Source organism: Sphingomonas sp. PAMC 26617 (genome assembly GCF_000242835.1).
In the GTDB taxonomy this organism is placed as follows: domain Bacteria; phylum Pseudomonadota; class Alphaproteobacteria; order Sphingomonadales; family Sphingomonadaceae; genus Sphingomonas.
Genome location: NZ_JH594425.1, coordinates 1,376,352 through 1,389,504 on the forward strand (window position 1 = coordinate 1,376,352; position 13,153 = coordinate 1,389,504).

Genomic DNA, 13,153 nt, shown 5'->3' on the forward strand with positions numbered 1-13,153 from the left:
ACGAGCGGAAGGCCAGGCGAGACGATGCGGTTGTTGTTGGTGGAAGACGATCGGGAACTCGCCGAGGCGCTGGCGGCGGCGCTCCTGCGGCGCGGCATGGCGAGCGATCATGCCGCGACCGCCGGCGACGCGTTGCTGATGGCGGACGCCGCCCGGTACAGCGCGATCGTGCTCGACCTCGGCTTGCCCGATGCGGACGGGCTGGAAGTCCTGCGCGCGCTGCGGGCGCGGCTTGATCCGGTCCCCGTCGTCATCCTCACCGCGCGCGGCGATACCGCGGCGCGGATCGGCGGGCTCGATTACGGCGCCGACGACTATCTCGCCAAGCCGTTCGACGTCGACGAACTTGTCGCGCGGTTGCGCGCGGTGCTGCGACGGCAGGGCGGGTTCGGCGGCGCGGAGCTGGTCGTCGGCAATCTCCGCTTCGATTCGGTGGCGCGCGCGCTGGACGTCGATGGACGCCCGGTCCTGCTCTCGGCGCGCGAGCTGGACCTGATCGACGTGTTGCTGCGGCGACCGGGGCGCGTGGTGGTCAAGACGCTGATCGAAGACCAGTTGTTCGGTCTGTCGGAGTCGCTCGGGTCGAATGCGGTCGAGGTGTATGTCCACCGCCTGCGACGCAAGCTCGAACAGGCCGGCGCGACGATCGTGATCGAGACGATCCGGGGGGTCGGCTACATGCTGCGGGCGGCGGCATGAGGATCGGCTGGCCCCGCTCGCTGATCGCGCGGATCCTGTTGCTGGAGGGAACGGCGATCGTGTTCGCCATCATCCTCATCCCGCTGCTGACCGCATCGGTGCTGCATCGCACGAAGGCGGTGTACCAGGAGAAATTGTTGCTTGCGCAGGCGCAGGACATCGCCGCGGAAGTGACGTCGACGCCGTCGGCCCCCGGGCGCATCCTGCTCCCCCCGGCGCTCGAGGCGCTGTACGCGGGCACGTATGACGGTCGCGCGTTCGCGATCGTCACGGCGGCGGGGCATGCGGTGCGGCTCAGCCCGCATGCGCAGGACGTGCCGTGGGGTGCTGCCCAGCGTCGGCGGACGCCGCAATCGTTCAAGCGCGGCAGCTATGTCCTGGTCAGCGTACCGGTGCGGATCGCGGATACCGCCTTGTGGATCCTGGTGTCGCAGGACGAGACTCGCCCGGGCGCGATCACCGACGACATCACCCGCAGCTTCCTGACCCGCTACCTCGCGCTGCTGTTGCCGATCCTGCTGCTGCTGCCGCTGATCAACAGCGTGCTGATCGCGCTGCTGGTGCGCACCGTCCGCAAGGTGTCGGACCGTGCCGCCGCGATCGGCCCGCGCAGCCTGCACGTACGGCTTGCCGACGCAGGATTGCCGACCGAGGTGCGCCCGCTGGTCGAGGCAACCAACAGCCTGATCGAGCGGCTGGAACAGAGTTTCGAAGCGCAGGCCGAATTCGTCGGGAATGTCGTCCATGAATTGCGCACGCCGCTGGCGACCCTGCGGATCCGGCTCGATGCGGTTCCCGACGACACGCTGCGGGCCGCGTTGCTCGCGCAGGCGGACCGGGTGTCGCATGTCGTGTCGCAGTTGCACGATCTGGCGCGCGCCGATGCGATGGTGGCGGAGGATCAGGTCGCGGTCGACCTCGTCGCGGTCGCGCGCGACACGCTGACGGAGGTCGCGCCGATGATGCTGGCCGGCCGGCATCCGCTGACGCTGGAAGTGCCCGAAGCGCCGGTCTGGGTCAGGGGCAATCGCATGCTGCTGGCGATCGCCTTGTCGAATTTCCTCAGCAACGCGGCACGGCACACGCCGGATGGCACGCCGATCGAGATCGCAGTCGATCCCGCCGGGGTGCTGGCCGTGACCGACCGGGGGCCGGGGATTACCGTCACGGACCGAAGCTTGCTGACGCAGCGGTTCTGGCGGGCGGATCATCGACGATCGGACAGTGCCGGGATCGGGCTGTCGATCGTCCAGCGGATCGTCACGCTGCACGACGGGCGGCTGGACATCACCGACGGACCGGACGGCGGGACTCGGTTCGCCATGGTCATCCCGTTGGCGAACCGATAGCCGGGACGGGTTCGGCGTCCCCGGCGAGTCCGTCGCCCGCGCGGTTGCGCACCGCGGACGGCACGGGGAATTGCAGCGTCGCGACCGTCGTGCCGGAGATGCGCGCATAGGCGATCGTGCCGTCGATCTGGCTGGCGAGCATGACCAGCAGGCTTCGCCCGCTGCGATCCTTGGCGTCTCCGCGGCGGAAGCCGACGCCATTGTCGGTCACGATCAGCTCGGCGCAGTCCGGGCGGAAGGCGTGGCGGTGCAGCGACAGCAGGACCTCGCCGCCATCCCCGTCGGGGAACGCGTGTTTGCGGACATTGGTGAGCAATTCGTTCGCGATCAGGCCGAGCAGGCTCAGCGTCCGCACCGGCAGGCGGAGGGTTTCGGCGATATCGGCGCGCAGCGAAATCGACCCGACGCTCAGCGTCGAGAGTTGCAGGTCGTCGCAGAGGTCGAGCAGGAACTGGCGCGCGGCGACCGCGTCCTGCGTATCGCGGTCGCGGACCTCGAGCCGCTGGTACACGCGCCCGAGCACGACGAGCCGACCACTGATGTCGACCAGGGCATCGCGGGCCTCGGCGCTGGTCGCGTCGCGCGCCTTGATCGCAGCCATCGAGACCATGATCGACAGATCGTTCGAAAGGCGGTGCGCCAGTTCCGAATGCGCCACGCCGCGCCATTCCGCGATCTGGCGACTGGCCGCCACGTCTGCGGCGAGAAGCGCGGACAGCGTATCGCGGCGGCCGACATACCACGCCATGATCACCCCGGTCGCGATGACCGCGATCAACCCCATCGCGTGATCCGGATCGCTGACCGCAAACCCTTCGCCGGGCAGGATGAAGGCCAGTTCCAGCGCGCCGACCGCGACCATGACCGACGTCGGCCCGCGCCCGGCGAGGAACGCCACGATCGCGAAAGCCAGGCATGTCATTCCAAAGGTCGGGGCCGCATTGTTGGGCGCGGCAAGCGTGCACCCCGCGATGACCGCCGTTTCGAACAGGACCGCCAGGATCGTCGCAACGATGGCTCGTAGGAAGCGCGATGCCATGAAGATCCCTCCAGCTGAAGCGGAGCCGTAACGCCCTGAAAGCAGGGTCGTTATCGCCGCGCGATGCGGGGGGATTGGGCGCTGCGGCTTACACGGGCCTTACAGCGCGATGGCGCGGGGGGCATTTGTCCGGGGCGGAAGCATCGCAGGGTCCGATCCGGATCGGTGGAACCGACCCGGATCGATCGCCTCAGCGGATCAGGAACGCGCCCTTATAATCCTTGTCCGCATCGCCCAGCACCGTGCTGCTGAACTGATACGTCCCGCCGCGGCGCGTGACCGGGGCCTGGAGCCGCACGGTCATGCGTTCACCCGACGCCAGGACGACCTGCCCGTCACCGATCTTGTTCTGATCGCGCGGCAGCACGCGGGCCTGGTCGAAAAAGGCTTTCTGGGTGAGATTGTGGCCCTTGTCCGACCGGTTGGTAATGCGCAGCACATAGCGCGCGCCCTGGCGGAGCGGGATATTGCGCGGAACGAAGCCGTCGTCCGTCATCGTGACGGAGACGACCGGCGCCTTGTTCCAGTCGGGGGCCTGGGCGGCGACCGGGGCGGCCAGCGCGATCATTCCGAGAAGGATCGATTTCATGTCGGGTCTCCTATTCCATTGACCTGACCGCAATGTCGCAGCGCCCGCTTCGTTCCGCCGATCGCGAAGGGTGCCAGCAGTTCGGCCCTTCCCTTCAGGGGAGGGGATGGGGCGGACTTACCGAGCGCGCTCTGCTGGACTGCCCCACCCCAACCCAACCCCTCCCCTGAAGGGGAGGGGCTTTCTGGTGCCTGTTGCATCGGGATAAAGCGTTGCGGCGTAGTCCGGAAACGCCGGCACGATCCTGCATGGATCTGGAACGCCTAGCCGGACCCCCGACGCGATCGCTGCTTGACCAACCCCCACCACTAGTGGAACATAAAGAGAACATACCGAGTCTTACCGTCATGTCGCCTGTCCCCGAGTCGTCCGCCTCCCGTATCGCGTATCTGCGGAAAGCCAGTCTTCCGAGCGTGGATTTCCGTGTCCTGCCGTTCGGGATCTGTGCGCTCGATTCGCATCTTGGCGGTGGGGGCCTGAGGACCGGGGCGCTGCACGAAGCCGCCGCGCTGACCCAGTCGCTCGCCGACGATGCGGCGGCAACGCTGTTCCTCGCGGGGATCGCCGCGCGCGAGGCGGCGAGCGGCGGCGGGCCGGTGGTGTGGGCAAGTTGTCGCAGCGATCTGTACGCGCCCGGACTCGCGCAGGCCGGGCTGGCGGCGGCAAACGTGCTCCATGCGCAGCCGCGCGACGAGGCGGCGCTCCTCGCGGTGATCGAGGATGCGGTGCGCGACGGCACGCCGTCTGCGATCGTCGCCGAGGCGGGCAAGGTCTCGATGGTCGCGACCCGGCGGCTGCACCTCGTCGCGGCGGAAGCCGATATGCCGGTGCTGTTGCTGCGACGCCGCCGCAACCGCGAGCAGGATCCGCTCGCCGAGCCGTCTGCCGCCTGGACTCGCTGGCGCATCGGCAGCGTCGCGTCGGGTCGGCTTGGCGTCGCCGGGGTCGGGCGTCCGCGCTGGTCGGTCGAGCTTGCGCGGCAACGCGGGGGCGATCCTTTTTCCCTGATAGTGGAGGGCAGTGATGAGACGGGTCGTCTCGCTGTTCCTGCCGAACTTGGCCGTCGAACGGCTGAGACGGTTGGAACGGCCCGCCACGCGGCAGCCTGACCGCCCCGCGCTCGAGCTTCCGGTCGCCGATGACCCCGGTGCCTGCTCCGCCCCCCGTGGCGGGGGTTGGCGGCCGGGCGCGCGGTGGGCACGCGGGGGGAGTGCGTCGCGCGCCGAGGTGGAAGCCGAGGCCAGCGCCTTGCCGCTTCACGCCCAGCCGCCGATGCGCGAGCTTGGCCGACGGTCGGAAGCGGCGAGCCATCCGTTCAAGGGCGAGCTGCCGGCCGCGCACCGTCGCGCCGTGGTTCCTCAACAGCCCGATCATGCCCCGCTCGCGCTGGTCGGCAAGGTCGGTCGGCGCGAGGAGGTGGTCGCTGCCTGCACTGGCGCACGCGCGCTCGGCATCCATGTCGGCATGGCGGCGACGCATGCGCGCGCATTGGTGTCCGATCTGGATTTTCGCCCCGCCGAGCCGAACGCCGATGCCGCCCTGCTCGATCGGCTGGCGCTGCTCGCGGTGCGGCGCTGGTCGCCGATCGCGGCGGTAACCCCCAACGACGGACTGTGGATCGATCTCGCCGGGTGCGATCACCTGCATGGCGGGGAGGAGACGTTCTGCCGCCGTCTCCGTGCTTTCTGCCGCCGCGCCGGGTTTACCGCGCGCGTCGCGGTCGCGGATACGCCGGGCGCGGCCTATGCGCTCGCGCGGTTCGGGGAGAGTGATTGCACCCGCGCCGCGCCCGGCCAGACCGCGCAGGCGCTCGCCGCCTTGCCGGTCGCGGCGTTGCGGCTTGCGCCCACCGCATTGGTCGCCGCGCGCAAATTCGGGTTCGAGCGAATCGCGGATCTGCTCCCCGTGGCGCGCGGGCCACTCGCGCGGCGGCTCGGGCTCGCGGCGATCACCCGGCTCGACCAGGCACTCGGCGCGGTCGCCGAACCGATCGCGCCGCGCGAGGATGCGGTGGTGCCGCGGGTCGAACGCCGGTTGCTCGAGCCGATCGGGACCGCTGAGGCGATCGAACAGGTGATGACGGACCTGCTCGGCGATCTTGCGGTCGTCCTGCAGGCGCAAGGGTTAGGCGCGCGGTCGCTGCGGCTGACCGGGCTGCGCGTCGACGGCGGCGAGCAGGTCGTCGCGATCGGCACGTCGCGCCCGACGCGCGAGGTCCCGCATCTGCTGCGGCTGTTCAAGCTCAGGATCGAACGGATCGACCCCGGCCTCGGGCTCGAACAGTTCGTGCTGGTCGCGCCGCATACCGAGCCGCTCGACGCGGTCGATCTCGGCGCGGTGCTCGCGGGCGAGACGCGGGTGCGCGATTGCGCGCGGCTGGTCGACGTCATCGCGGGGCGGATCGGCGCGCGCAGCGTGTTCCGGATCGCGCCGGTCGAGAGCCATGTCCCCGAGCGCGCGGTCACCCGGTCCGACCCGAACGATCTGCCCGGAAGCTGGCCGCTGTGGCAACGCCCGGTCCGACTGTTCGCGCGGCCCGAACCGCTGTCGCATGTCCTGGCGCTGCTTCCCGACCAGCCGCCGCGCCGGTTCGAATGGCGCGGGCGGCCCCACACGGTCGTCGCGGGCGATGGCCCCGAGCGAATCCACGGCGAATGGTGGCGGCGCGACGCGGAAGTGTGGGCGGTGCGCGATTATTACCGAGTCGAGGATGCGGGCGGCGGGCGCTATTGGGTGTTCCGTCGTGGCGACGGTTTCGAGGAGGACACCGGCGACCTGTCGTGGTGGATCCACGGCGTCTTCGCATGACCGACTATGTCGAGCTGCAGATGCTCACCCATTTCTCGCTGTTGCGCGGCGCCTCCAGCCCGGACGAGCTGTTCGCGGCGGCGGCGCTGCTGGGCTATCCCGCAGTGGGCGTCTGCGACATCGGCACGGTCGCGGGGGTGGTGCGCGCATGGGAAGCGCAGAAGGCGACCGGAGTCCGCTCGATCGCGGGGACGCGAGTCGATCTGTCGTGCGGGCGGCGGCTGTTGCTTTACCCGACCGATCGCCCCGCCTGGTCGCGGATCACGCGACTGCTGACGATCGGCAAGAAGCGCGCGGGGAAGGGCGGGTGCCTGCTCCACTGGCCCGATCTCGCGCCCTGGTCGGAGGGGATCGTCGCGATCCTGCTGCCGCACGAGGCGGATACCGAGAACCTCGCCGCGCTCGCCGATCTCAAGACGGTCTATGGCGCGCGCGGCTATATGGCGCTGTTCCAGCGGCGGCGCCCGAACGATGCGGTGCGGATCGACGCGCTCGCGCGGCAGGCACGGGCGGCGGGGGTGCGCGCGGTGGCGACCGGCGACGTCCTCTATCACGCCCCCGACGCGCGATTGTTGCAGGACGTGGTGACCGCGGTGCGCGAGAAATGCACCGTCGACGAACTTGGCTATCGCCGCGAGGTCAACGCCGACCGCGCGCTCAAGGCCCCCGCCGAGATGGTCCGCCGCTTCCGCGATTATCCCGATGCGCTGCGCGCGAGCATCGACATCGCGCGCGCCTGCACCTTCGATCTCGGCGAACTCGCCTATCAATATCCGCACGAACGCGTGATCGAGGGGCTGACCGCGCAACAGGCGCTCGCGCAGCTGACGCAGGAAGCGGTCGAGCGGATGTTCGATGGCAACGTCCCGCAAGCCTATACCGACCAGATCGCGCACGAGCTGCGGCTGATCGCCGAGCTGGAATATGCGCCCTATTTCCTGACCGTCCATGCGATCGTGCGCGAGGCGCGGCGGCGCGGCATCCTGTGCCAGGGGCGCGGATCGGCGGCGAATTCGTGCGTCTGCTTCGTGCTGGGCGTCACCTCGATCGACCCGATCAAGCATGAATTGCTGTTCGAACGCTTCGTCTCGGGCGAGCGCCGCGAGCCGCCCGATATCGACGTCGATTTCGAGCATGAGCGCCGCGAGGAGATCATCCAGTGGATCTATGAGACCTACGGTCGCAACCACGCCGCGCTGACCGCGGTGGTCACGCGCTATCGCGCGCGCGGCGCGGTGCGCGATGTCGGCAAGGCGCTGGGATTGCCCGAGGATCTCACCGGTTCGCTCGCCGGGCTGATCTGGGGCTGGTCGGCGGAAGGGGTCGGCGAGAAACAGGTCAAGGAACTCAACCTCGATCTCGGCGACCGGCGGCTGCGGCTGACGCTCGAGCTCGCGCGCAAGCTGATCGGGGTGCCGCGCCACATGAGCCAGCATCCCGGCGGCTTCGTGCTGACGCACGACCGGCTCGACGATCTCGTCCCGATCGAACCCGCCGCGATGGCGGACCGGCAGATCATCGAATGGGACAAGGACGATATCGATGCGCTGAAGTTCATGAAGGTCGACGTGCTCGGGCTCGGGATGCTCGGCTGCATGAACCGCGCGTTCAACCTGCTCGAACAGGAAAAGGGGATCCGCGTCGGGCTCGCCGACCTGCAAAGCGACGATCCCGACGTCTATGCGATGATTTCGAAGGCCGACACGCTCGGCACCTTCCAGGTCGAGAGCCGCGCACAGATGTCGATGCTGCCGCGGATGAAGCCGCGGCGCTTCTACGATCTGGTGATCCAGGTCGCGATCGTCCGGCCAGGACCGATCCAGGGCGACATGGTCCACCCCTATCTGCGCCGCCGCGAGGGGTTGGAACGGCCCGAATATCCGCGGCCCGAATTGCGCGCGGTGCTCGAGAAGACGCTCGGCGTGCCGCTGTTCCAGGAACAGGCGATGAAGGTCGCGATCGTCGGGGCAGGCTTCACCCCGTCCGAGGCTGACCAGCTTCGGCGTGCGATGGCGACCTTCAAGTTCACCGGCGGGGTCTCGCATTTCAGCGACAAATTGATCGAGGGGATGGTCGCGCGCGGCTATCCGCGCGATTTCGCCGAGCGCACGTTCCGCCAGCTCGAGGGCTTCGGCTCCTACGGCTTTCCCGAGAGCCACGCCGCGTCCTTCGCCAAGATCGCTTATGCGTCGTGCTGGATGAAGCATCATCACCCCGACGCGTTTTGCGCGGCGCTGATGAACGCGCAGCCGATGGGGTTCTACGCGCCCGCGCAGATCGTCCGCGATGCGCGCGAGCATGGTGTCGAGGTCCGCCCCGCGTGCGTCAACGCCAGCCGCTGGGACTGTACGCTCGAGCCGACCGGGGGGCGCTATCTCGCGGTCCGGCTCGGCCTGCGACAGATCCGCGGGCTGTCCAATGCGGATGGCGCAGCGATCGTAGGCGCGCGCGGGACAGGGGCGTTCGATTCGGTCGAGGATGTGTGGCGGCGCTCGGGCGTCCAGCGCGCGGCGATCGAGAAGCTCGCCGACGGCGATGCGTTCCATGCCTTCGCGACCGACCGGCGGCAGGGGCTGTGGAAGGTGCGCGGCCTCGGCGAGGCACCGCTCCCGCTGTTCGCCGCCGCCGACCGCGCGGCCGACAGCGTCAGCGCAGAGGGGGTGGAACCCGACGTCGCGCTGCGCCCGCTGACCGACGGGCGCGAGGTGATCGAGGATTATCGCACACTCCAGCTATCGCTCCGCGCGCACCCGTTGAGCTTCGTGCGTGACGAACTCGCGCGCCGCGGCGTCACGCGCTGCGCCGAGCTCGCGACGATCCGCGACGGGCGGCATGTCGAGGTCGCGGGCATCATCCTGGTGCGGCAGAAGCCCGGCAGCGCAAAGGGCGTGCTGTTCATCACGATCGAGGACGAGAGCGGAATCGCCAACGGTATCCTGTGGCCCGACCGGTTCGAGGCGCAGCGGCGCACGATCATGTCCGCGTCGATGGTCGGGCTGAAGGGACGGGTGCAGAAGGAAGGCGAGGTGATCCACGTCATCTGCGACCGGATCATCGATCATGGCGACCTGCTCCACCGCGTCGGCGACATGTCCTTCCCGCATCGCACCGGGCGCGGCGACGGCGCGCAGCATCCCGGCTCGCCCGATCGCGGCGACGCGGGCTGGAACCCCGTGCCGCGCAATTGCTACTGGCCGCCGCACGCCGACGGCATGGACCCGGAAGAGGTGGTGCGGTTCAAGTCGCATGACTTCCACTGATCGGTGCGGATCGCCTCCCGGCATCAACGGATCGTGATTGCCCTGTCGGTCCACATCCTGCGCACCGCGGTCACGCGCTGTGGGGAGCGGCGTGTCGACCGGCCGGACGTGCAACTCGCGCTGCGCACGTTGCTGCCGTTCTGCCCGGAGCGCTGGCCGCTCGTGCTCTATTGGGATGCGGCGGGGCAGGAGAATGAGATCGGCCGCGCGCAGGGCGTCACCGCGGCGTTCAACGGAATCGTCCGCCAGTTGCGCCGCGCGGGCTGTTACGAGGAGGTGCCGTCCGCAGGATCCACGCCGACGCCGCCCGAAACGGGCGGTCGGCACGGGGCATGACCCGCGGACGGCGCTCGGTTATTCGAGATCGTTCTCGCTGATGACGATCGTCGCCTGGTCGCTGTTGCGTGCAAGCGCGACGAGGCCGGCTTCGGCGATCGTATCCTCGAACAGATTGAACTGCTCGACCGCATCGCCATCGGGTACGTCGCCGCTCAGCGCTTCGAGCACGGCATATTGCACCGCGAACTGATATTCGTCGCCGTCCACCTCGGCGACGAATTCGACCAGCTTCTCGTCCTCGTTATCGAGGATGGTCGTGTGCGAAATATCCATTTTGTCGGCAGCCATGTCTTCACTCCAGATCGTGTCGGTTCGCGATGTGCGCTTGAACGGACGGGATCAAGGGTGGGTTCGCGAGGGCCGTCGAAATTCTTTGCTCACTCGGTCCGCTGCAGCAGGTCGACCAGATCCTGCTTCCAGAAGCGCGCGGCGGTATGCGTGCCATGCCCGCGGGTTTCCGCGCTCTCCGGGATCAAGCGGAACCGCGCATCCTTCATCCGCGCGACCGCACGCTGTGGCAGGTCGAGATTGCGCGGGTTGATGAAGTCGTCGGCGGAATTGATCCACGTCGTCGGCACGGTGATCTTCTCGAGCTGCGCCCACGGCGCATAGGTGCGCGAGGCGTCGATCTGGTAGATCAGGTCGTTCGCATCGATCTGCGCGATCGACGCCGCGACGCGTTCGCGCGCGAATGTCTCGGCCTGCGCGCGGCGAGGGTATTGCGCCTGGAAATACAGCGGCGCCGCGCCAGCGACGAACAACAGGCTGGCGGCAGTCCGCAGCCCCTGGGTCGGCGGCGCGCGATAGTCGCCGCCCGCCCACGCCGGATCTGCTTCGATCCCGTCGATCGCGAGCTGCCGCCACATCCGGTTGAGCCCGGCGATCTCGATCGGCTCGCAGGCGAGCGGCATCAGCGCGCGCAGGAAGTCGGGATGCGTCTCGCCCCAGACGAGGCCGTGCATGCACCCCATCGACGTTCCCATCACCAGCCGCATCCGGCGGATCCCGAGTTCGTCCTTGAGCAGCCGATAGTCCGCCTCGACCATGTCGTCATAATCATAGTGCGGAAAGCGCATGTGCAGCCCGTCGGACGGCTTGGACGATTTGCCGTGGCCGATCCCGTCGGGCAGAATGATCCAGTAGCGCGTGATGTCGAGCGGCTGGCCCGGGCCATAGAGCTCGTCCGCGAATTGCGGGCTGAGGAACTGGCGTCCGGTGCCGCCGGTGCCGTGGAGGATCATCACCGCATTGTCGATCTCGCCGCGCGCGTTGCGGTGCGGCTGGCCGAGCATGGTGTAGTTGATCCGCAGTTCGGAGAGCGTCTCGCCCGAGCGGAAGCGGAAATTTCGGAGCGTGGCCTGCGCATCGCGCGCGGGCCATTGCAGCGCGGGTTTCGCCGGCGCGGTCGCCGCCGCCAGGGGCGGAACCTGTGGGGGAGCGGGTGGGGTCTGGGCAACCGACCCCTGGGCGAGCGCGAGCAGCAGCGAGAACAGCATGGCGCTGTACTGCACGCGAACGCACCCGTCGCCAAGCCACGCTTTGCATCCGCGACCCGGGACGATTGTCGTGCCTGATCCCGCCATTGCACGACCGCCTGTCCGCACGGCAGGGATTGACCTGGCGCGTCATCGCCGCTTTTCCCTGATCGCAGTTGCGCTACAGTGCGCAGCGATGCGATCGCGAGCCTGTGGTGCCCGCTGTCCTGCTGATAGGAAGATGTACGTGACCGAACTCTGGCAGCATATCGCCACGGATTTTGCCAATATCGGGTCGCCCGCCGCGCTCGCCGCGTTCGCGCAGGTGGTGATGATCGATATCATGCTCGCCGCCGACAATGCGATCGTCGTCGGCGCGCTGGCCGCGGGATTGCCGGCGGCGATGCGCCGCAACGTGATCCTGATCGGGGTCGCCGCCGCGCTGATCCTGCGCGTCGTCTTCGCGCTGGTCGTGACGCAGTTGTTGCAGGTCGTCGGCCTCGTGCTTGCGGGCGGGTTGCTGCTGGTGTGGGTCGCGTGGAAGATGTGGCGCGAACTGCGCTCCGACGACGGCGGGACCGACGCCGACGCGCTCGCCAGCAAGGCACCCCGCAAATTCTGGGCGGCAGCCTGGGCGGTCGCGGTCGCGGACGTGTCGATGAGCCTCGACAACGTCCTTGCGGTCGCCGGTGCGGCGCGTGACCATCCGGGGATCCTCGCGATCGGGCTGATCCTGTCGGTCGCGCTGATGGGGCTCGCCGCGAACGGGCTTGCGCGCGTGATCGAACGCTATCGCTGGCTCGCCTACGTCGGGCTGCTGGTGATCGTCTACGTCGCCGGACGGATGATCTGGGAGGGGTTCACTGATCCGGCGCGCGGCGTGCTCACCCTGTTCGCATGAGCAGGCTCCCGTCCCGCCATCGCCGCCTCGACGACGCGCTGGCGGACCTCCCGCTCGAGGAGCCGATGCTGCTGAGCGAACTCGACGGGTTCCTGACCGGGGTGCTGCTATCCCCGGCCCCGATCCTGCCCGACGAATGGTTCGTCAGCATCTGGGGCAGCGCGGAGGACGGCAGCCCCCCGTTCGAGGAGCCGGCGGATGTCCGCTGGTTCACCGACGCGGTAATGGCGCGTTACACCGAAATCGCGCGCGATCTCGGTCGCGGCAAGCCGCAGCCGATCTTCGAGGTCGATGAGCGCAACGGTGACGTGATCTGGGAAATCTGGATCGCGGGATTCGCCGAGGCGATGGATTTGCGCCCCGAAAGCTGGGCCGCACTGGCCGAAGGCGACGATCCGGCAATTGCCGCCGCCGTGGCCGAGCTGTCCCTGCTGATCGCGATGGCGGACAACACCAGCGCGCTCGACACGGTCCAGATCAACGCAATGCAGGACGCGATTCCCGTGACGATCACGACGACCGTTTTGCGCCTGCACGCGGCCGGGACAGGCGGCGTCGGGGCGCCGCCGCTCTCGCTCGTCGCGCCAGCGCCTGCGAAGGTCGGCCGGAATGACCCGTGCCCATGCGGGTCGGGCAAGAAGTCGAAGCGCTGCTGCGGATAACAGGCGACGCGTTGCCTCGCTGGCCGGGATGC

12 protein-coding genes are annotated in these 13,153 nt (G+C 68.8%); 8 read left to right on the forward strand and 4 right to left on the reverse strand.

Annotated elements, in window-relative coordinates; translation table 11 throughout:
- The first annotated feature begins 24 nt into the window (after positions 1-24).
- Together RH91_RS06020 and RH91_RS06025 are read left to right on the forward strand one after the other, a co-directional pair.
- A complete protein-coding gene (locus RH91_RS06020) occupies positions 25-699 on the forward strand; it encodes a response regulator transcription factor (RefSeq protein ID WP_010161703.1) in 675 nt (224 codons plus the stop codon).
- Positions 696-2,048 (forward strand): sensor histidine kinase, encoded by a 1,353-nt coding sequence (locus RH91_RS06025; protein WP_010161704.1) that lies wholly within the window; start codon positions 696-698, stop codon positions 2,046-2,048. The genes RH91_RS06020 and RH91_RS06025 overlap by 4 nt, the downstream gene beginning before the upstream one ends.
- On the opposite strand, the gene RH91_RS06030 is transcribed toward RH91_RS06025, so the two are convergent.
- Together RH91_RS06030 and RH91_RS06035 are read right to left on the reverse strand one after the other, a co-directional pair.
- The gene (locus RH91_RS06030; protein ID WP_010161705.1) at positions 2,026-3,087 is read right to left on the reverse strand and encodes a sensor histidine kinase; all 1,062 of its coding nucleotides are present in this window, start codon (positions 3,085-3,087) and stop codon (positions 2,026-2,028) included. The genes RH91_RS06025 and RH91_RS06030 overlap by 23 nt on opposite strands.
- A 190-nt stretch (positions 3,088-3,277) precedes the next feature.
- Entirely contained in the window at positions 3,278-3,676 is a 399-nt protein-coding gene (locus RH91_RS06035; protein ID WP_010161707.1) for a cupredoxin domain-containing protein, read from the reverse strand.
- 413 nt (positions 3,677-4,089) lie between these two features.
- Between RH91_RS06035 and RH91_RS06040 the strand changes: the two genes are divergently transcribed.
- The 4 genes from RH91_RS06040 to RH91_RS06055 are packed head-to-tail and all read left to right on the forward strand — an operon-like array spanning position 4,090 to position 10,080.
- Positions 4,090-4,785, forward strand: coding sequence for an ImuA family protein (locus RH91_RS06040; protein ID WP_010161708.1), 696 nt, complete (start codon positions 4,090-4,092; stop codon positions 4,783-4,785).
- Complete coding sequence (locus RH91_RS06045) at positions 4,700-6,484, forward strand: Y-family DNA polymerase (protein ID WP_029623647.1); 1,785 nt, start codon at positions 4,700-4,702, stop codon at positions 6,482-6,484. The genes RH91_RS06040 and RH91_RS06045 overlap by 86 nt, the downstream gene beginning before the upstream one ends.
- Positions 6,481-9,744 (forward strand): error-prone DNA polymerase, encoded by a 3,264-nt coding sequence (locus RH91_RS06050; protein WP_010161711.1) that lies wholly within the window; start codon positions 6,481-6,483, stop codon positions 9,742-9,744. The genes RH91_RS06045 and RH91_RS06050 overlap by 4 nt, the downstream gene beginning before the upstream one ends.
- A gap of 3 nt (positions 9,745-9,747) precedes the next feature.
- Positions 9,748-10,080: a hypothetical protein gene (locus RH91_RS06055; protein WP_010161712.1), complete on the forward strand. Its 333-nt coding sequence runs from the start codon at positions 9,748-9,750 to the stop codon at positions 10,078-10,080.
- 18 nt (positions 10,081-10,098) lie between these two features.
- On the opposite strand, the gene RH91_RS06060 is transcribed toward RH91_RS06055, so the two are convergent.
- Positions 10,099-10,371: a hypothetical protein gene (locus RH91_RS06060; RefSeq protein ID WP_010161713.1), complete on the reverse strand. Its 273-nt coding sequence runs from the start codon at positions 10,369-10,371 to the stop codon at positions 10,099-10,101.
- Between the two features lie 89 nt (positions 10,372-10,460).
- Positions 10,461-11,579: an alpha/beta fold hydrolase gene (locus tag RH91_RS06065; protein ID WP_010161714.1), complete on the reverse strand. Its 1,119-nt coding sequence runs from the start codon at positions 11,577-11,579 to the stop codon at positions 10,461-10,463.
- A gap of 220 nt (positions 11,580-11,799) precedes the next feature.
- Here RH91_RS06065 and RH91_RS06070 point away from each other — a divergent pair, with 220 nt between their 5' ends.
- Together RH91_RS06070 and RH91_RS06075 are read left to right on the forward strand one after the other, a co-directional pair.
- Entirely contained in the window at positions 11,800-12,459 is a 660-nt protein-coding gene (locus RH91_RS06070; protein WP_010161715.1) for a YjbE family putative metal transport protein, read from the forward strand.
- Complete coding sequence (locus tag RH91_RS06075) at positions 12,456-13,121, forward strand: UPF0149 family protein (protein WP_010161716.1); 666 nt, start codon at positions 12,456-12,458, stop codon at positions 13,119-13,121. Before RH91_RS06070 ends, RH91_RS06075 begins: the two co-directional genes overlap by 4 nt.
- The last annotated feature ends 32 nt before the right edge of the window (positions 13,122-13,153 follow it).